This is a genomic window from Cohaesibacter gelatinilyticus (genome assembly GCF_900215605.1).
Taxonomy (GTDB): domain Bacteria; phylum Pseudomonadota; class Alphaproteobacteria; order Rhizobiales; family Cohaesibacteraceae; genus Cohaesibacter; species Cohaesibacter gelatinilyticus.
The window spans coordinates 47,772-65,553 of the sequence record NZ_OBEL01000003.1; the positions used below are offsets into that span (position 1 = coordinate 47,772).

At 51.2% G+C, this 17,782-nt stretch carries 20 protein-coding genes; 9 read left to right on the forward strand and 11 right to left on the reverse strand.

What is annotated here, in order from left to right; all coding sequences use genetic code 11:
* Window positions 1-306: 306 nt before the first annotated feature.
* From CRO57_RS14065 to CRO57_RS14085, 5 genes are all read right to left on the reverse strand, one after another.
* Window positions 307-1,089, reverse strand: a complete 783-nt coding sequence (locus CRO57_RS14065; RefSeq protein WP_097154126.1) for a succinate dehydrogenase iron-sulfur subunit — start codon at window positions 1,087-1,089, stop codon at window positions 307-309.
* A 102-nt stretch (window positions 1,090-1,191) separates the two neighbouring features.
* Window positions 1,192-3,054 (reverse strand): succinate dehydrogenase flavoprotein subunit, encoded by a 1,863-nt coding sequence (sdhA, locus tag CRO57_RS14070; protein WP_097154127.1) that lies wholly within the window; start codon window positions 3,052-3,054, stop codon window positions 1,192-1,194.
* Window positions 3,055-3,058: 4 nt separating this feature from the next.
* Window positions 3,059-3,439, reverse strand: coding sequence for a succinate dehydrogenase, hydrophobic membrane anchor protein (gene sdhD / locus CRO57_RS14075; RefSeq protein WP_097154128.1), 381 nt, complete (start codon window positions 3,437-3,439; stop codon window positions 3,059-3,061).
* Between the two features lie 16 nt (window positions 3,440-3,455).
* Window positions 3,456-3,854, reverse strand: a complete 399-nt coding sequence (gene sdhC / locus CRO57_RS14080; protein WP_097154129.1) for a succinate dehydrogenase, cytochrome b556 subunit — start codon at window positions 3,852-3,854, stop codon at window positions 3,456-3,458.
* A gap of 337 nt (window positions 3,855-4,191) precedes the next feature.
* Window positions 4,192-5,244, reverse strand: coding sequence for a MaoC family dehydratase (locus tag CRO57_RS14085; RefSeq protein ID WP_170956111.1), 1,053 nt, complete (start codon window positions 5,242-5,244; stop codon window positions 4,192-4,194).
* A gap of 228 nt (window positions 5,245-5,472) precedes the next feature.
* Between CRO57_RS14085 and CRO57_RS14090 the strand changes: the two genes are divergently transcribed.
* On the forward strand, window positions 5,473-6,690 hold the full coding sequence (locus tag CRO57_RS14090) for a glycerophosphodiester phosphodiesterase family protein (RefSeq protein WP_097154131.1): 1,218 nt from the start codon (window positions 5,473-5,475) through the stop codon (window positions 6,688-6,690).
* A 71-nt stretch (window positions 6,691-6,761) separates the two neighbouring features.
* Here the strand turns inward: CRO57_RS14090 and CRO57_RS14095 are convergent, their stop codons facing one another.
* The 3 genes from CRO57_RS14095 to CRO57_RS14105 are packed head-to-tail and all read right to left on the reverse strand — an operon-like array spanning window position 6,762 to window position 8,329.
* Complete coding sequence (locus tag CRO57_RS14095; protein WP_097154132.1) at window positions 6,762-7,190, reverse strand: DUF5333 family protein; 429 nt, start codon at window positions 7,188-7,190, stop codon at window positions 6,762-6,764.
* 39 nt (window positions 7,191-7,229) lie between these two features.
* On the reverse strand, window positions 7,230-7,439 hold the full coding sequence (locus CRO57_RS14100; RefSeq protein ID WP_097154133.1) for a DUF1737 domain-containing protein: 210 nt from the start codon (window positions 7,437-7,439) through the stop codon (window positions 7,230-7,232).
* Between the two features lie 2 nt (window positions 7,440-7,441).
* The gene (locus CRO57_RS14105; RefSeq protein WP_097154134.1) at window positions 7,442-8,329 is read right to left on the reverse strand and encodes an HpcH/HpaI aldolase/citrate lyase family protein; all 888 of its coding nucleotides are present in this window, start codon (window positions 8,327-8,329) and stop codon (window positions 7,442-7,444) included.
* 214 nt (window positions 8,330-8,543) lie between these two features.
* Between CRO57_RS14105 and CRO57_RS14115 the strand changes: the two genes are divergently transcribed.
* The 4 genes from CRO57_RS14115 to CRO57_RS14130 all read left to right on the forward strand — a co-directional run bounded on the left by CRO57_RS14115 (window position 8,544) and on the right by CRO57_RS14130 (window position 12,547).
* The gene (locus CRO57_RS14115; protein WP_097154136.1) at window positions 8,544-9,716 is read left to right on the forward strand and encodes an NAD(P)/FAD-dependent oxidoreductase; all 1,173 of its coding nucleotides are present in this window, start codon (window positions 8,544-8,546) and stop codon (window positions 9,714-9,716) included.
* 196 nt (window positions 9,717-9,912) lie between these two features.
* Window positions 9,913-10,875, forward strand: coding sequence for a pyridoxal kinase (gene pdxY / locus CRO57_RS14120; protein WP_097154137.1), 963 nt, complete (start codon window positions 9,913-9,915; stop codon window positions 10,873-10,875).
* Window positions 10,876-10,885: 10 nt separating this feature from the next.
* Entirely contained in the window at window positions 10,886-11,845 is a 960-nt protein-coding gene (locus tag CRO57_RS14125; protein WP_097154138.1) for a threonine/serine dehydratase, read from the forward strand.
* A 57-nt stretch (window positions 11,846-11,902) separates the two neighbouring features.
* Complete coding sequence (locus CRO57_RS14130) at window positions 11,903-12,547, forward strand: carbonic anhydrase (RefSeq protein WP_097154139.1); 645 nt, start codon at window positions 11,903-11,905, stop codon at window positions 12,545-12,547.
* Between the two features lie 22 nt (window positions 12,548-12,569).
* Here the strand turns inward: CRO57_RS14130 and CRO57_RS14135 are convergent, their stop codons facing one another.
* From CRO57_RS14135 to CRO57_RS14145, 3 genes are all read right to left on the reverse strand, one after another.
* Entirely contained in the window at window positions 12,570-13,037 is a 468-nt protein-coding gene (locus tag CRO57_RS14135) for a GNAT family N-acetyltransferase (RefSeq protein ID WP_097154140.1), read from the reverse strand.
* A complete protein-coding gene (locus CRO57_RS14140) occupies window positions 13,034-13,339 on the reverse strand; it encodes a hypothetical protein (RefSeq protein ID WP_097154141.1) in 306 nt (101 codons plus the stop codon). Before CRO57_RS14140 ends, CRO57_RS14135 begins: the two co-directional genes overlap by 4 nt.
* Before the next feature lie 106 nt (window positions 13,340-13,445).
* Complete coding sequence (locus CRO57_RS14145; protein WP_097154142.1) at window positions 13,446-14,495, reverse strand: aspartate-semialdehyde dehydrogenase; 1,050 nt, start codon at window positions 14,493-14,495, stop codon at window positions 13,446-13,448.
* 404 nt (window positions 14,496-14,899) lie between these two features.
* Here CRO57_RS14145 and CRO57_RS14150 point away from each other — a divergent pair, with 404 nt between their 5' ends.
* The 4 genes from CRO57_RS14150 (at window position 14,900) to CRO57_RS14165 (ending at window position 17,732) form a co-directional block, all read left to right on the forward strand.
* Window positions 14,900-15,172, forward strand: a complete 273-nt coding sequence (locus tag CRO57_RS14150; RefSeq protein WP_097154143.1) for a hypothetical protein — start codon at window positions 14,900-14,902, stop codon at window positions 15,170-15,172.
* Between the two features lie 145 nt (window positions 15,173-15,317).
* On the forward strand, window positions 15,318-16,274 hold the full coding sequence (argC, locus tag CRO57_RS14155; RefSeq protein WP_097154144.1) for an N-acetyl-gamma-glutamyl-phosphate reductase: 957 nt from the start codon (window positions 15,318-15,320) through the stop codon (window positions 16,272-16,274).
* A gap of 82 nt (window positions 16,275-16,356) precedes the next feature.
* On the forward strand, window positions 16,357-16,962 hold the full coding sequence (leuD, locus tag CRO57_RS14160) for a 3-isopropylmalate dehydratase small subunit (protein WP_097154145.1): 606 nt from the start codon (window positions 16,357-16,359) through the stop codon (window positions 16,960-16,962).
* A gap of 92 nt (window positions 16,963-17,054) precedes the next feature.
* The gene (locus tag CRO57_RS14165; RefSeq protein WP_097154146.1) at window positions 17,055-17,732 is read left to right on the forward strand and encodes a formylglycine-generating enzyme family protein; all 678 of its coding nucleotides are present in this window, start codon (window positions 17,055-17,057) and stop codon (window positions 17,730-17,732) included.
* The last annotated feature ends 50 nt before the right edge of the window (window positions 17,733-17,782 follow it).

A 17,782-nucleotide genomic window follows, 5' to 3' on the forward strand; every position in this document is an offset into this window, starting at 1 on the left:
TTTAGACATTTGCATGACAATTCTACCAATCACAACAGCGATGAATGGCCCATTCCATATACAAAAGCCAACATCAATACCAGCACTTTTTCAAACAAAAGTTAGGCATTCGTATTGTTCCGGACCTTCCTTATCTTGGTCACCTTTAGATAATTACAAGACCAATGTCACCTTAACTTTCGCTCATTCAGCAAAAAGCAAGATTTTCAATTCAAGACCTGATACCCAAAAACAAAAACACCGCCCGGTCCTCTGACCGGGCAGTGTCTGATATCTATAGACATAAAGCTGAACGTTATCTGAAAGTCAGATCTCGCGATCAACCAACATGCGCTTGATCTCGGCAATGGCCTTCGCAGGGTTCAGACCCTTCGGACAAGCCTTGGAACAATTCATGATCGTGTGACAACGATACAGACGGAACGGATCTTCCAGATTGTCCAGACGCTCGCCAGTAAATTCGTCACGACTATCAATCAGCCAACGATAGGCCTGCAACAAGATCGATGGGCCAAGATAGCGATCTCCATTCCACCAGTAGGATGGGCAGGAAGTCGAGCAGCAGGCACACAGAATACACTCATAAAGACCATCCAGCTTGGCACGATCTTCACGAGATTGCAGCCATTCAGTCTCCGGCTCCGGCGTTACCGTTTTCAGGTAAGGCTCAATGGAGCGATGCTGTGCATAGAAATTGTTCAAATCCGGAACCAGATCTTTCACAACAGACATATGTGGCAAAGGATAAACCTTCACGACGTCTGATATGCACTCATCTATACCCTTGGTACAAGCCAGAGTATTGGTGCCGTCGATATTCATGGCGCAAGAACCACAAATGCCCTCACGGCAGGAACGACGCAAGGTCAGGGTCGGGTCAACACTGTTCTTGATATAGAGCAGCCCATCCAGCACCATTGGACCACAGGCATCGCGATCGACATAGAATGTATCGATCTGCGGATTTTTGCCATCATCCGGGTTCCAACGATAAATGCGGAATTCTGTGACATTGGTCGCACCCTCGGGCTTCGGCCAAGTCTTGCCTTCCTGCATTCTAGAATTCTTCGGCAGCGCAAGTTCTACCATAATCTCGCTCCGCTAGTTCGGTCCTCATCTTGCTCCCATGCCGATGGAACCAAGATCAAATATCGAAAGAGCCGGACACATTGTTGCGTCCGGCATGAAATCTTAGTAGACACGTGCCTTCGGCGCGATCTTCTTCATATCAATCCCGCCTTCTTCTTCCGTGGTGAGCGGATCGAGAACAACAGGACGATAATCAAGCTTCACATCACCTTCGTCGGAAACCCATGCCAGAGTATGCTTGCGCCACTCATCATCATTACGACCAGCCAAAGGACCATCTTTGAAGTCCTCACGGGCATGCGCACCGCGGCTTTCCTTGCGGGCCTCGGCGCCATTCACAGTCAGAATGGCGTTTGGCATCAGGTTCTGCAGCTCGAGCGTTTCCATCAGATCGGAGTTCCAGATCAGCGACCGATCAGTCACTTTCAGATCTTTCATCTCACCCCAGATATCTTTCATCTCGGTGCAGCCCTGCTCCAAAGTGTCCTGGGTCCGGAACACGGCAGCATTGTTCTGCATGCTCTTTTGCATCTTCAGGCGAAGATCAGCAGTAGGCGTACCACCATCAGCAAAACGGGTATTATCGAAACGATCCATGATCTTCTCGAAAGACGCTTCATTGGCAGTTGGGATGGCTGCTTCGCGATCCACCACCTGACCGGCACGGATAGCGGCCGCACGGCCAAACACCACAAGGTCGATCAGAGAGTTGGAACCGAGACGGTTCGCTCCGTGAACAGAAGCACAACCGGCTTCACCCACGGCCATCAGACCTGGCTGGATACGGGTTGGATTGTCGCCATCCGCATTCAGAGCTTCACCCCAATAGTTGGTCGGAATACCACCCATATTGTAGTGAACAGTCGGAAGCACAGGAATTGGCGCCTTGGTCACATCAACACCGGCAAAGATCTTGGCGGATTCGGAAATACCAGGCAAACGCTCTGCCAGCAGTTCCGGATCCAGGTGATCCAAATGCAGGAAGATGTGATCGCCATCAGGGCCAACACCGCGACCTTCGCGAATTTCCATGGTCATGCAGCGGGATACAACGTCACGAGACGCCAGATCCTTCGCGCTTGGCGCATACCGCTCCATGAAGCGCTCGCCTTCGGAGTTGACCAGATAGCCACCCTCACCACGAGCACCCTCGGTGATCAGACAGCCGGAGCCGTAAATCCCGGTTGGGTGGAACTGAACGAATTCCAGATCCTGCATTGGTAGGCCAGCACGGGCCACCATTCCACCACCGTCACCCGTACAGGTGTGGGCGGAGGTTGCAGAGAAGTAGGCACGGCCATAACCGCCTGTTGCCATGACAGTCATTTTCGCATTGAAGCGATGAATGGTGCCGTCATCCAGGTTCCAGGCTACAACGCCCTGGGTCTGACCATCTTCGGACTGCAGCAGATCAAGCGCGAAATATTCAATATAGAATTCCGCATTGTTGCGCAGGCTCTGGCCATACAAGGTGTGCAGGATAGCGTGACCGGTACGGTCGGCCGCAGCACAAGTGCGCTGTACCGGAGGACCTTCACCGTAATTCTGCATGTGACCGCCGAACGGACGCTGATAGATCTTGCCTTCCTCGGTACGCGAGAATGGCACACCATAATGCTCCAGCTCGTAAACCGCTGCCGGCGCTTCACGGGTCAGATATTCCATGGCGTCAGTATCGCCAAGCCAGTCAGAACCCTTAACAGTGTCATACATATGCCACTGCCAGCTGTCTGGCGTCATGTTCTTGAGCGATGCTGCGATACCACCCTGCGCCGCAACAGTATGCGAGCGGGTCGGGAACACCTTTGAGATACAGGCAGTCTTCAGACCTTGCTCTGCCATACCAAGTGTTGCACGCAAGCCAGCACCACCGGCACCGACAACAACCACGTCAAAATGATGATCGACAACCTGATAGGCGCGACCATTGATGCTGAAAGCGCCCGGCTTATATTCACCTGCCATCTGCTTAACCCCCAAAGGACAGTGTGAGCACTGCGTAAATACAGCTCAGACCGATCACGATTGAAAAGAATTTGTTGCCCATCACCAGAGGAATTTTCAAATTCTCGGTGTGCACATAATCTTCGATGATCACCTGCATGCCCAAATGCATGTGATAGATACCGGACACCACGAACAGAATCATCGGAATGGCAACCAAAGGCGATGCCACGAGTGCTTTGGCTGCTTCATAATCAGCGCCAGCCGCCTTGATCAGAATGATGATGAAAGCAATCGCCAAAAAGACATTGGCAGTCGCAGTAACACGCTGCATCCAGAAATGGTGCGTCCCGCTGTGAGCGGAACCCAGACCACGGACGCTTTTCATATCCGTTTTCATAGTCATCTACTCTCTCCCGCTTTTACAAAACGCTATATGCGATGATCCAGACCAGTGCGGTCAACACCAGGCCACCGATCAATGTCAAACGAGCTAGCCACTCGCGCTCCTGCTCACCAAATCCAAGACCGAAGTCCCAGATGAAGTGACGAAAACCACCAAGCATATGGTGAAGCAGAGCCCAAGTATAGCCAAACAGAACCAGACGACCGATCCAGGATCCGAAGATAGCCTGAGCGGTCTCGAATGCTTCCGGGCCACTTGCAAGAGCAATCAGCCAATAAGCCAGCAAAACTGTTCCGAAATAGAGCGCAGCTCCAGTAATACGATGCACAATGGACATAGTCATGGTGAGCATCGGACGATAAATCTGCAGATGCGGAGAAAGAGGGCGTTTGCCCTTCAGGTCGACGTCTGTCATTTCTTTAGGTCCTCGACAGGTGACGCTTGCGTAAAGGTAACCATAGGTCAGGTTCGCATTCCTGTTTCTCATAGCGACAAATTGGCGTAAGGTCAAAGCGAAAGCCGCGCAAAATGTCACAAAAACGACAAAATTCGCCTAAGGAACAAAGCAAAATCATTACGTTACGTCAGAGTAATGTACAATAGACCAGAGCATCCCAAGGCGACTCAAAATCAATATGCCCTACCCTAAGGGTTGAGGGTAAATGAAGTGTGATCCAAAAAACAAAGCCCGGCAACCATACATTGGTCACCAGGCTATCACTTATCTGTTCATTTTCTTTCAACCGGAGCTATCAACCGCGTGGCAGAAGCACCCAGACGTCGAGATCCAGAATGACGGAAGCATCATATCCTTCTTCACCCTTACCCGGCAGTTCACCACATGGCTGATCCTTGGTCGCAAACATACGAAGGCGAAGCGCACCCACATCCTCACGACCTGGCAGTTCGGCCTTGTCGATCACTTCGGACCAGGCAAAGACAGTATTACCTGCAAAGAGCGGAGCCACATGGCGACCACCATTGATGGCCGCAACATGGAAGGCATTTCCCAGACCGTTGAAGGACAAGGCGCGTGCAAGCGAGATCACATGTCCACCATAGATCAGACGACGACCAAACCGGCCCTGCCCTTCGGTGAATTGATTGAAATGCACCTTGGCAGTGTTTTGATACAGACGTGTAGCCATTTGATGTTCGGCTTCTTCCACGGTCATGCCATCAACATGGTCGATTGTCTCGCCCACTTCATAATCATCCCACATATGAACCGAACCGGATAAATCCCAATCAAACGCGTCCTTATTGAGTATCGGCACAGCATCACCAAGACTGGCAGCTTCCAGAGCCGCAGGCAAGCTTGGTACATTATTGTGACCGGTTGGCGTGGACGGATCTTTCTTGCGTACCATCACCCAGCGCACATAATCCAGAACCGTGATGCCATCCTGGTTAACGCCAGTCGAGCGCACATAGACCACACCGGTCTTGCCGTTGGAATTCTCCTTCAACCCTATTACCTCTGAAGAAGCGGACAAGCTATCACCCGGATAAACAGGCGCCAGAAAACGACACCCGGCATAGCCAAGATTGGCTACAGCATTGAGGGAGATATCCGGCACCGTCTTGCCAAAGACAATATGAAAGACAAGAAAATCATCAATTGGAGAGCGCTCATATCCCAGCCCTTGTGCAAAAGCATCCGATGACTGCACCGCAAAGCGCGATCCATAAAGCGCCGTATAAAGAGATGCATCTCCCACGCTCACAGTACGTGGGGTGGCATGACGGAGGATTTGCCCAACATTGAAATCCTCAAAATAATTGCCCGGATTGGTCTTGCTCATTCTAATCTCTCCCTCGGCCTCTTTGCCCGATCAATTGGAAACAGGCTTTCTAGGTCTCTTTCCAATTATCATATTGCACTGCACAAGCAATGTCATCCAAACCAAAGAATGAGAAGACGTGAGCAAAGGGAATGGTGGGATAATTTCATCTAGTGCAATTCCGTCTTATCTTTGACAAAGAGACTATGCTAAAATCAGTATACTTCAGTCCCTTTTCGTGAGTCTCCAATGCCCGCTCGCCAGATTTTGCTCTCTGCACTCTTTGTATCAAGCATCTCCATCGCCAATGCTGCCAATTTGGGGCCCAGGCCTTTTGCTCTGGTCGATCAAATGGAAGACAGTCCGCTGAAGGAAAAACTGCTCTCCTGCGCCAAAGAGTTTCGAACTGGCAAAGCACCGATAAAAAGCCTTTTCTCCATTGGCCATCGCGGGGCACCCTTGCAATTCCCTGAGCATAGCTTGGAAGGCTACAAGGCCGCCGCTCGCATGGGTGCCGGCATTATCGAATGCGATGTGACCTTCACCAAGGATAAGGAATTGGTCTGCCGCCATAGCCAAAATGATCTGGCAACAACGACCAATATTCTGGAAACGGATCTGGCGGCCACCTGCGCCAAGCCATTCTCACCTGCTGGTAACGGTGAAAAAGCCTCCGCAGAATGCAGGACCTCGGATATCCTGCTTTCCGAATTCAAACATCTCACCGGAAAGATGGATGCGGCCAACAAAAATGCCAGAACAGTTGAAGAGTTCTTGAACGGCACTGCCAAATGGCGCACCGATCTTTATGCAAGTCAGGGCGGAACCCTTCTCAGCCACAAAGACACTCTCGCGCTGTTCAAGGAACTTGGCGTCAAGTTCACACCCGAGCTTAAAACCCCCGCTGTCTCCATGCCTTTTGATGACATGAGTCAGGAAGATTATGCGCAAAAGCTGGTCGATGAATATATCGATGCTGAAATTCCACCATCCGATGTCTGGCTGCAGAGCTTCAATCTTGCCGATATCCAATATTGGATCGAGAATGAACCGGACTTTGGCAAGCAGGCCGTCTTCCTTGATGGCCGCGCCCGTGATGGATTGAACCCAGACAATCCGGAAAGCTTCAAACCGTCCATGGCAGAGCTGAAGGAAATGGGCGTCAACTATATTGCGCCACCGATCTGGATGCTGCTCAAGACGCAAGGCGAGAGCATTGTGCCGTCCGCTTACGCAAAGGCAGCCAAGGAAGCGGACATCAATATCATTACCTGGTCATTGGAGCGCTCAGGCTCTTTGAACAATGGCGGCGGCTGGTATTATCAGACAGTGAAAAAGCTGATCAAAAAAGACAGCGACATGCTCAAAGTTCTGCATGTGCTTGCACAAGATGTCGGTGTGAAAGGCGTCTTTTCCGATTGGCCAGCAACAACCAGTTTCTATGCCAATTGCATGGGCCTGGAATAAGATCGGCTTAACGACCCACCTAGCCGTCCTAATCAAAAAAGGCGATCCGGAAAAGATTGCCTTTTGCATTTTTAACGCGCTTTCAGCATGCGTCCAATCGCCGTGCGTTTGGCAAGATGACGATGACCCAAACGACAAATCTTGTCATTGGAGTTTTTGGTCAACCCCTTGGCTTTCATATAGGCCTGCACTTTCTTCAGCACTTGCTGTCCGTATTGACGCCCCTGCGATCCTAAATGCTGCCACTGAGGGTTTGAAAGCTTGTATTTCTTCTGAATTGCCCAGCCAGCGCTTCGAACCGCCATCCGATCTTCTTTCAGACTGTTACAGCCCTTGGCAAAGAACATCGCAAATCCGGTATTCTCAGCCCATTTATTGAAGGCTTTCTTGGGCTCTCCCGAAATCTCATAGAATTTCTTTTGACCTGCTGCGTCAGCAGTATGGCTGACGACAAGAACCATCGACCAGGCCATGATCAATGCTGCAATAATTTGTTTCATCACTTAAAATCGATCTTCTCAAAACAAAAAAAGTGCGCTCTAGAGCGCACCCAGCTTAACATCCCTGTCATAGACAAAATCATCACTCACTTCTTTGACGACTGCCTGTCCACAACGCATCTTGTTCGTGGATGGATCGAAGGCATAAGTGGGAGAGCCATATAGCTCCCATCCCTTGGTCAGGGCCTCTGTTACCTTGTGGCAAAAAACAGCATCATCTTCTTCAGTGAGTAAACGATAAACCTGCATGACTATTGCTCATCCTGTTTGGTAATTGCATCGGCAATCTCGACCACGCGACGGGCCATTTCAGCGTGCAATCGTTCTACCATTTTGCCGTTGATTGTCATCACATTTTTGGACTGATTTTCTGGTGCATCAAAGGCATCAATGATCTCCCGGCTACGAGCAATTTCTTCCTCGCTTGGAGAAAAGATCCGGTTGCAATCAGCAATCTGTTTCGGGTGAATGATGGTCTTGCCATCCATACCCATTTCCGCGCCCTGCTCACATTCTGCAATGAAACCTTCCGCATCGGTGAACTGGTTATAAACCCCGTCAATGATGTCGATTTCATAGGCACGTGCAGCGGCCAGACATTGCATCAACCACGGCATCATAGGCGCACGTCCCGGGATCAGAGCAGCGCGAGTTTCCTTCGACAAGTCATTGGTTCCCATGATGAAACAGGAAAGGCGAGACCCATGATACTCCAATTTGGAAGAGGAAATTTCCAGTGCACGCACCATGGCTCCTGGAGTTTCCATCATGGCCCAGATTTTCAGATCCTGGCTAGCATGCGCATCATTAAGCTTGCGGCCAATAGCATAGACATCCTCGGCACAATCCACCTTTGGCACCAGTACCGCATCCGGCCGGGCTTCAATTACACCAGCCAAATCTTTTTCACCCCACGGGGTGTCCAGACCGTTCATGCGGATGACCACTTCACGATGTCCAAAGCCACCCTCTTTCACCGCTTCGACCACCTGTTCACGAGCCATGTCTTTTTGGTCTGGCGCGACAGAGTCTTCCAGATCAAGCAGCAACACATCGACCGGCAGGGTCTTTGCTTTTTCCAGTGCACGAGCATTTGACCCGGGCATATAAAGAGCGGTACGACGAGGACGGAAACTCATTGGTCTTTCTCCCTGAAAACGAGAAGGTCTTGTTGCACTGCAAGATAAACAGCTTGGATCAACTTAGCTACCCCCTTCGTTAGACCAATTGAAGTTATCGCAATAACCAATCCGCATGGCAAAAACCATGCATCACCTTTGTTTTGATGCGGATCCTTTTCCCGAAAGTCGGACAACTTTCAGAGGATGCGTTTCTTAAGGACGGAACAAGATTATGAAAAAAGCAGATCTGGTGATCATAGGCGGAGCCATCGTCGGTGCATCTGTTGCTTATTTCCTCAAGAAAGACCTGGGTTTTACCGGCTCGGTCGTGGTGGTGGAGCGCGATCCCACCTATGCCAAAAGCTCGACAACCCTGTCGGCGGCATCCATTCGCCAGCAATTCTCCACCCCGCAGAATATCGCTCTGTCCCAGTTCGGTCTGAAATTCATTCATGAGCTCAAGGACCGCTTTGGCCCGGACGCTGATATCGGTTTTCATGAAGGTGGTTATCTGCTGCTGGCCTCCGAGGCCGGCCTTCCTGTCCTGAAGCAAAATCACGAAGTACAAATGGCAGCAGGCGCCGACATCGATCTGATGAGCCCGGAACAACTCAAAGCCACCTTCCCATGGATGAATGTCGACGATCTGGCGGGCGGCTCCTATGGCCGATCCGGCGAAGGCTGGTTCGATGCTCATATGCTTCTGGATCTGGTGCGCAAAGGCGCCATTGCGGCTGGTGCAGAATTCATCAAGGATGAAGTTGTCGGTTTCACGCGCGAAGGCAATAAGGTCACCGGCGTGAAACTGGCGTCTGGCAGCACCATTGCCTGTAGCGCCGCAGTGAATTGCGCCGGACCTAATGCAGGCACCGTGGCTAGCTATCTTGATATTCCGCTGCCAATCGAACCACGCAAACGCACTGTTTTCGTGATTGACTGCAAGACCCCTCATCCAAACATGCCATTGATGGTCGACACATCCGGCGTTTATATTCGCCCGGAAGGTGACTTCTATATTTCCGGAGTATCGCCGGGAGCAGAACGCGATATCGCGGTGAATTGCGAAGATGTCGATCCGCATTACGATCTGTTCGAAGAGGTCATCTGGCCATCTCTCTATGAGCGCATGCCCGGCTTTGATGCCATCAAGATGGCCAATGCATGGGCGGGCCATTACGAATATTGCACGCTGGATCAGAACCCTGTCATCGGTGCCCATCCGGAAATCGAGAATTTCTATATTGCAGCAGGCTTCTCTGGCCACGGCCTGCAACATGCCCCTGGAACCGGCCTCGCCATTGGCGAATTGTTCCTGCATGGCGCCTATAAGACGCTGGATCCGTCCATCTTCGGTTATGAGCGCATCATCTCTGGCACGCCTGTGCGCGAGTTGAATGTGATATAGCGCATTCCTGAAAAGTTGTTCGACTTTTCAGATAAGAATTCGCGCAGAAGAACCTAGAGCAATTTCAACTGTCTAACAGACATTGAAAGCCTCTAGCATTTTGGCTCTTTCTGCGGTTAGACTGACGACAAGTCTTTGCCAAATAAGCAAACCTCCTTCCCAAACATTAGGGAAGGAGAGCATTGAGAGAGCCTGAATGAGCCAGCCTACCAATCCAGCCCAAGGCAAACAGGGCCCAAAGCCAATCATCATCGTGATTTCCAGCCATGTGATGGCCGGATCAGTGGGCAATCGCGCCGCCGCTTTTGCCCTGGAGCGGATGGGCTATCAGGTATGGGAAGTCCCTACCATCATGCTGCCTTGGCATCCCGGTCATGGCCCTTCCACCCGGCAGATTCCGGATGAAGACAATTTTGCTCAGTGTTTGCAGGATTTGGCCAACCATCCCGACTTTGCCAATGTTGCCGCCATTCTGTCCGGCTATTTGGGACAAGCATCTCAGGCAAACGCCATCGCAAAGCTGGTTGATGAGCTGAAATCCGCCAATCCGGAAGCCCTCTATCTGTGCGATCCGGTCATGGGTGAAGCAAACGGTCTCTATATACCGGTTGAGACCGCAACTGCCATCAGGGAGCAATTGCTGCCCCGCGCCGATATCGCCACACCCAATCGCTTTGAATTTGCATGGCTCACCAATTCCGAGCCAACCTGCAATGAAGACATGATGGAGACGGCATCAAACTGGCCCGTCGCCAAGTCTGTCATCACCAGCGCGTTTCCGATGCTGAAAAACGCCATCGGCAATTTACTGCTCACCCCATCTCCAAATGATCGAGCAGAGCTGGATGCCCTGCTCTGTGAGCATCAATCCCTGCCCAACACACCTCACGGGACCGGCGATCTCTTTTCCGCGCTGTTTTTAGGACATTTACTCAACATCAAAAACGAGGAGCAAAGCCTGAAACTGGCCTCAAGCGGCGTCTTCGAAGTCGTAGCCCGCACTGTCAATATCGGCGAAAAGGATCTGGCTCTCTCCACATTTCAGGACCGCTTCATGGCTCCGATGGCGATGGTCAATCTGCGCAAGATTGGTGGCAAACCCAAGCTGGCCACTTTCCGCAAAGGTCCCAAACGTCCTCGCCCAACTTCTTCAGAGTAATTGATATTCCATGACCAATCTTCCGTCACAAGACGACATCAAGCATGCCCATGGCCTGATCAAATCCCATATCCGCAAAACCCCTATCTTCTCCATTGATGGTGCTGCCTTCGGATTGGATCAACCTGTCGATCTGAAGCTGGAAATGCTCCAGCATTCCGGCTCCTTCAAAGCCCGTGGCGCTTTTTACAATCTGCTGAGCCGTGATGTTCCTGCTTCCGGAGTTGCTGCGGCTTCTGGCGGCAATCATGGTGCGGCGGTGGCTCACGCTGCTCATAAACTGGGACACACCGCCAAGATCTTTGTGCCGGAAATCTCCTCCCCTGCCAAAATCAAGAAGATCCAGCATGCTGGCGCTGAAGTTGTCGTCCAAGGTGAGCGCTATGCCGACGCTTTGGCGCTTTGTGAGTCTCATCAATCGAATAGCGGTGCCATTGGCCTGCATGCCTATGATGGATTTCACACCATTTGCGGTCAGGGAACTCTGGGCAAGGAGCTGGAAGAACAATGGGGGGATGATCTCCCGGACAGTCTGATCGTGGCCGTCGGTGGCGGCGGCCTGATTTCAGGGTTGGCCAGCTGGTTTGGCCAGCGCATCAAAATCATCGCCGTAGAACCCGAGCAATCCTGTGCTCTTCACCAGGCAATCGATAAGGATGAGCCAGTGGATGTCGAAGTCGGGGGTGTGGCTGCAGATTCCCTGGGTGCCAAACGCATCGGTACAAAAGGCTTTGAAATTCTGCAATCAAAACTGCATGAAAGTGTAGTTGTCAGTGACAACGCCATCCTGAGAGCACAGGCCACACTCTGGCATGATTACCATCTTGTAACCGAAGCAGGTGGAGCCACCGCCTTTGCAGCCTTGCAAAGTGGAGTTTATTCCCCACCCAAAGGCGAAAAAGTGGCAATTGTGCTATGCGGGTCCAATGTAGAGCTTGAAAAATTGGCACAAAGTAACGATCTTCTGTGAAATTTGGCTGGATGATTTTCAGCATGGAATAGAACACCAGGATTGGAGGGGGACCATATGGCCCAACTACCGAAACGCTTGCTTGATGGATATTCTGCTTTTAAATCAGGACGCTTCGAAGAGGATCGAGAGCGTTATCACCAACTGGCGGAAATAGGCCAGACACCCAAAATCATGTTGATCGGTTGCTGCGATAGCCGCGCAACACCAGAGCAGATCTTTGATGCTGGTCCAGGTGAAATGTTCATCGTCCGTAACGTTGCCAATCTGGTTCCACCAGCGCAAAAAGAAGACGATTATCACGGCACCCCGGCCGCACTTGAATTTGCCATTCAAGGATTGAAAGTCGAGCATATTGTCATCATGGGCCACGGCCAATGCGGCGGTGTCAGAGCCTTTCTGGACGATGAGTTCCAACCACTCTCCGAAGGCGACTATATCGGCAAATGGGTCTCGTTGTTACAGCCCGCCTGCTGCGATAAGAAGTTCGATGAACTGAAGCGTGATGATCTGGACCGTCAGGGCCTGCTGGAGCGCAGCTCCGTCATCCAGTCACTGAACAACCTGCGCACCTTCCCATGTGTTCGCGAGCTGGAAAAAGAAGGCAAGCTTTGCCTGCACGGCGCATGGTTCAATATTGCCACTGGCGATCTGGAATATTTCGAAAAAGATCAAGACACATTCGTGAAAGTCGACAGCTAGAAGTCCGACCGCCTGAACAATTTCAAGATGCCCGCCATTCATACAGGATGTCGGGCATTTTTTCTTCATTGATCGACCCGTCTGAACGGCTCACCTCAATAAATCCCCGCGCTTCATAAAAGCGCCTGCCCCGCTCATTTTCTACAAAACAATACAGCTTCAAATAGCCATCAGACTGTGCCTTGGCATCAGCAAGCAATTTCGAGCCAATACCTTTGCCGATATGATCGGGATGCAGATAAAGCTGGTCCAGCCAATCTCCCTCCATCACCATCAAGCCCACAATATCGGCACCGTCCAGAGCAACATATAGCTGCTGCTTGGCAAAGACATGATGCGTGAAGAAAGCAAGATCTTCTTGTGGCGTATGAAGCGTTGGTAAGAAGGGCAAACAAACTGTGCGAGATAATCGAAACAGTTTTGCGACCTCGACCAACTCATACTCATTGGCACGGCGAATGACAAAATGATCAACAATCACATCGCTCATGACGCAGCCTCTTCCTCTACCCATAATCCGATCAGTTTCAGGATTTTAACGGCAAAATTCCGATGCAGAGCAAGCAATTCGCCTTCCTCACTGCCATCAAAAAGCGAACTGCGATAAAAGCGAGACAGCCAACGAGCAATGGGCCCATAAGCAAGTGACGCACCAAAAACAATCAGATTGGCAAATCCAGGCAGCAGAATTGGAAACGCGGGATAGGCGTCAACCAGCAACAAGACCGGGATCAGAGTCAAACCTGAAATCAAAGCCAATCGGGATATTTTTCGGTTCAATGATGTATGCATGCATTTCGTGAGCCTCAATCAATAAAAATATGATTGAGACCCAAACATAAAAAAACCGGCCTATCAAGACAGACCGGTTTTATCGATAATTTATTCAAGCACTGCTTTACGCAGCAGCTTCTGCCCGTGATTTGACCAGACCTTTATTGATCAGGGTCTCAGCGATCTGCACGGTGTTCAGTGCAGCGCCTTTACGCAGGTTATCGGAAACAACCCAGATATTGAGGCCATTCTCAACAGTGGAATCTTCACGGATACGAGAGATGTAAGTCGCATCTTCACCAGCAGATTCAACAGGAGTGATGTAACCACCATCTTCGCGCTTGTCGACGACGAGACAACCAGGAGCTTCACGCAGGATATCACGAGCTTCATCAGCAGTGATCGGGCCTTCAAATTCCAGGTTCACGGCTTCGGAGTGGCCAACGAAAACCGGCACACGTACAGCGGTGCAGCTAACCTTGATGGATGGATCAAGCATTTTCTTGGTCTCGGCGACAACCTTCCACTCTTCCTTGGTGGAGCCATCATCCATGAAGACATCGATATGCGGAATCACATTGAAAGCGATGCGCTTGGGGAATTTCTTTGGCTCGATCGGATCGGACACAAAGACCGCACGGGTCTGGGTGAACAGCTCATCCATGGCGTCCTTGCCACCACCAGAAACAGACTGATAGGTGGAAACCACCGCACGTTTGATCTTGGCTTTTTCATGCAATGGCTTCAAAGCCACCAGAAGCTGCGCAGTAGAGCAGTTTGGGTTCGCAATGATATTGATGCGATCCTTTTTTGCAATCCACTCTTCCAGCACAGCCGCATTCACCTCTGGCACGACAAGTGGAATACGCTCGTCATAACGCCATTGGGAGGAGTTATCGATGACGATACAGCCTTGAGCGGCAATCTTTGGAGACCATTCCTTGGACAGGGAACCACCAGCAGACATCAGACAGAAATCGGTGTCAGAAAAATCATAATGATCCAGAACCTGACATTTCAGCGTGGAATCGCCAAAGGACACTTCCTTGCCCTTGGAGCGAGAGGAGGCCAACGCCACCACTTCATCTGCCGGAAAACCGCGCTCAGACAGAATATCAAGCATCTCCCGGCCCACATTACCCGTGGCACCGACGATTGCAATTTTATAACCCATAACAAATGATCTCCTGATCCCGGCTCCCCCAAAGTCTCCTGCCGGGCCGAAACGGCGCAGGCAGAATGGCTCCCCTCACATCCCCGGGAGAGCCTGAAGGGAGCGAGAGGCGCTTAAACCTTGGTGGTAGTGGTAGTTGTGCGTTTGAGCATGTCAGCAGCAATCGCACCGGCAGTCATCTTGCCAGTGGTCATGGTTGCAATTTTGATAAGGGAGATAGACATCCCAATCAGACCTTCTCAAACTCAGCCCGCAAATTCGCGGACCCTCTCGGTTTCAGATGTGCTTTTTGCCCAACACATGCCGTGAAGTCAAGTAACAATCATCATAGCAGGGATTGTTATACGAAAGAATAATGCGATAAAAGCCGAGACAGTGTCAAAAAAACAGGTTAAAACACCAGCATGACAACAGACAAGACACCAAATCGCGAAGAACGCCGCACCGCCAAGGAAGAAGAAGCCAAGCGGGCCCTTGCCCGTGTGGATGCGGAAGGCGAGACTCTGGGCACCTCTTCCTTTGCCCGGACGGCCAATAAGGCACGCGATCATTTCAACGCGACTGACAGCGATCAAGATGATCCGATGGAAGTCTGGGGCACTCGCATTGGCCGCATTGGCGGCGCAATCTTTGCCATTTTCCTTGTCCTTTGGCTCCTCAATCATTTCACCCGATGACAAAATCCTTGGCTAATCCATCCAACTGGTGTAGGGGATTGGCCTGAAACCCGACATTTACCTGTGAAGTCCATATTGGGAACTGACAGGATCGGATACCTGCTCCTCAACACAAAACGAAACACGAGAAGAACGAGACAGAATTATGAGCGCGAAAGTCTTTATCGATGGCGAAGTTGGCACGACCGGATTGCAGATCCGTGAGCGCCTGTCCGGCCGCAGCGATATCGAATTTCTGCGACTAGGCGAAGACAAGCGGAAAGATCGCGATGCACGGGCAGAAATGCTCAATGCCGCTGACATTGCCATTCTTTGCCTTCCTGATGCTGCCTCGATTGAAGCTGTCAGCTTGATCGACAATGACACCACTCGTGTGATTGATGCTTCCTCTGCCCATCGTGTAGCAGATGGCTGGGTCTATGGCTTTGCCGAAATGCTGCCGGATCAGCGGGCGAAAATCGCATCCGCCAAACGGGTCACCAATCCGGGCTGTTATCCGCAGGGCTATATCGCAATGATGCGTCCTCTGGTCGATGCCGGTCTGGTGCCAAGCAACTTCCCGGCCACCATGAATGCCATTTCTGGCTATAGCGGTGGTGGCAAGGGCATGATTGCGGATTATGAGACAGCAGATCAACCGGTTGAAACCCCATACTGGCCTTACGGTCTGACACTGGCGCACAAACATGTGCCGGAAATGGAGACTTATGCAGGTCTCGACCATGCACCGATTTTCCAGCCAGCCGTTGGCCGCTATGCACAAGGCATGATTGATGCCCTGCCACTCAATCTCTGGGCTTTGAACCAAAAGCTCACATTGACAGATTTGCATCAATGCCTCTCTGCACGCTATGAAGGGGAAACCTTCGTCAAAGTAGCACCTATGAACGCAGCTGGCCGTCTGGAAGAAATCACACCAGAACATCTGAACGGAACCAACAGTCTGCATATCCATGTGCATGGCAATGATGAGACCGGTCAGGCCCTGCTATTGGCGGTTTATGACAATCTTGGCAAAGGCGCATCCGGCGCCGCTGTACAGAACATGAATATCATGCTGGGACTGGATGAGGCGACAAGCCTGCCTGTTGCACCGCTCTAGGCACATCCCCCGCACTCAAATCAAGACGCCGGCTTGCAGACCAACTGCGAACCGGCACGACGACAACAAGGACCGAGCTGAAATGGACAAGTTCACCACGCTGACCGCAGTCGCTGCCCCAATGCCGCTGATCAACATCGACACCGATATGATCATCCCGAAGCAGTTTCTGAAAACCATCAAACGGACCGGCCTTGGTGCCAACGTGTTCCATGAGATGCGTTTCAACGAAGATGGCAGCGAGAATGCGGATTTTGTTCTGAACAATGACGCCTATCGCAAGGCAGAAATCATTGTGGCTGGCGACAATTTCGGCTGCGGCTCTTCCCGTGAGCATGCGCCTTGGGCTCTGCTGGATTACGGCATCAAATGCATCATCTCCACCAGCTTTGCTGATATCTTCTACAACAACAGCTTCAAGAACGGCATCCTGCCAATCGTGGTCAATGAAGACGACCACAAGAAGCTGCTGGATGACGCATCTCGCGGTGCCAATGCAACCCTGACCATCGACCTCGAAAACCAGGTCATCAAAGGCCCTGATGGCGGCAAGATCTCTTTCGAAATCGATCCGTTCAAAAAGAAATGCCTGCTCGAGGGTCTCGATGATATCGGTCTCTCCATGCAGAAGATCGATAACGTCGACAAATTCGAAGACACCATGACCAGTGAGCGTCCTTGGGTCTGATGAGTTGAGGATCCAAGGATCACAGCGCATATTCAAATCGATTAAGAGCCAGGCCCACCAAGGTCTGGCTTTTTGTTTCTGAAATACATGACATGATTGCTCTGATAGACAACATCGAAGATCAACTTCAGCCCATCCCGGCGGGGACAATTCTGATGCAGGACAACCGCATTAAGAAAAGCTGGTCTGCAACGATTGCCCCCTTCTTGATTGGCCAGTTTCAGGTTACATCGTCACTGTTCCAAGAAATAATGGGACCAACCGACAGCGATTTCAGCGGCGATACTGTTCCCGTCACATCTGTCTCCTGGCTTGAAGCAGTAGAATTTTGCAATCAACTTTCAAAAATGGCCAACCTCCAAGCTTGCTATATATTTTCAGCAGATCAGCAAGACGCCAAGCTCATCCCCGATAGCAACGGCTATCGCCTGCCATCAGAAGCCGAATGGGAATATGCCTGCCGGGCGGGAACTCACGGCCCTCGATATGGAGCGCTGGACGAAATCGCTTGGTACAAGATCAATTCAAACGAACATCCTCAGCCAGTGGGAACAAAACAGCCCAATGGATGGGGCCTGTATGACATGCTTGGCAATGTCTGGGAATGGTGTTCAGATGTCTATGACCCAGAAACATATGGCACCTATAGAATATTTCGAGGAGGCGGTTGGGCAGACGAAGCACGCGGATGTTTGGCCACAAATCGACGCCGCAGTCATCCCACTTTCTCCATAGATGATCTGGGTTTTCGGCTTGCAAGGTCACTTTAGCCTCCCCCAACCAAGGAATATGCCCTTTCCCCTTGCATTCCATGTCTTCG

Coding starts and splice junctions, on each gene's coding strand:
- CRO57_RS14100 (WP_097154133.1), bottom strand. CDS start 7,439: ATGCAGGTTTATCGTTTACTCACTGAAGAAGATGATGCTGTTTTTTGC.
- sdhD (WP_097154128.1), bottom strand. CDS start 3,439: ATGACTATGAAAACGGATATGAAAAGCGTCCGTGGTCTGGGTTCCGCT.
- CRO57_RS14085 (WP_170956111.1), bottom strand. CDS start 5,244: ATGAGCAAGACCAATCCGGGCAATTATTTTGAGGATTTCAATGTTGGG.
- CRO57_RS14065 (WP_097154126.1), bottom strand. CDS start 1,089: ATGGTAGAACTTGCGCTGCCGAAGAATTCTAGAATGCAGGAAGGCAAG.
- CRO57_RS14090 (WP_097154131.1), top strand. CDS start 5,473: ATGCCCGCTCGCCAGATTTTGCTCTCTGCACTCTTTGTATCAAGCATC.
- CRO57_RS14125 (WP_097154138.1), top strand. CDS start 10,886: ATGACCAATCTTCCGTCACAAGACGACATCAAGCATGCCCATGGCCTG.
- CRO57_RS14165 (WP_097154146.1), top strand. CDS start 17,055: ATGATTGCTCTGATAGACAACATCGAAGATCAACTTCAGCCCATCCCG.
- CRO57_RS14105 (WP_097154134.1), bottom strand. CDS start 8,329: ATGAGTTTCCGTCCTCGTCGTACCGCTCTTTATATGCCCGGGTCAAAT.
- CRO57_RS14115 (WP_097154136.1), top strand. CDS start 8,544: ATGAAAAAAGCAGATCTGGTGATCATAGGCGGAGCCATCGTCGGTGCA.
- sdhA (WP_097154127.1), bottom strand. CDS start 3,054: ATGGCAGGTGAATATAAGCCGGGCGCTTTCAGCATCAATGGTCGCGCC.
- CRO57_RS14135 (WP_097154140.1), bottom strand. CDS start 13,037: ATGAGCGATGTGATTGTTGATCATTTTGTCATTCGCCGTGCCAATGAG.
- CRO57_RS14095 (WP_097154132.1), bottom strand. CDS start 7,190: ATGAAACAAATTATTGCAGCATTGATCATGGCCTGGTCGATGGTTCTT.
- CRO57_RS14150 (WP_097154143.1), top strand. CDS start 14,900: ATGACAACAGACAAGACACCAAATCGCGAAGAACGCCGCACCGCCAAG.
- argC (WP_097154144.1), top strand. CDS start 15,318: ATGAGCGCGAAAGTCTTTATCGATGGCGAAGTTGGCACGACCGGATTG.
- pdxY (WP_097154137.1), top strand. CDS start 9,913: ATGAGCCAGCCTACCAATCCAGCCCAAGGCAAACAGGGCCCAAAGCCA.
- leuD (WP_097154145.1), top strand. CDS start 16,357: ATGGACAAGTTCACCACGCTGACCGCAGTCGCTGCCCCAATGCCGCTG.
- CRO57_RS14145 (WP_097154142.1), bottom strand. CDS start 14,495: ATGGGTTATAAAATTGCAATCGTCGGTGCCACGGGTAATGTGGGCCGG.
- CRO57_RS14130 (WP_097154139.1), top strand. CDS start 11,903: ATGGCCCAACTACCGAAACGCTTGCTTGATGGATATTCTGCTTTTAAA.
- sdhC (WP_097154129.1), bottom strand. CDS start 3,854: ATGACAGACGTCGACCTGAAGGGCAAACGCCCTCTTTCTCCGCATCTG.
- CRO57_RS14140 (WP_097154141.1), bottom strand. CDS start 13,339: ATGCATACATCATTGAACCGAAAAATATCCCGATTGGCTTTGATTTCA.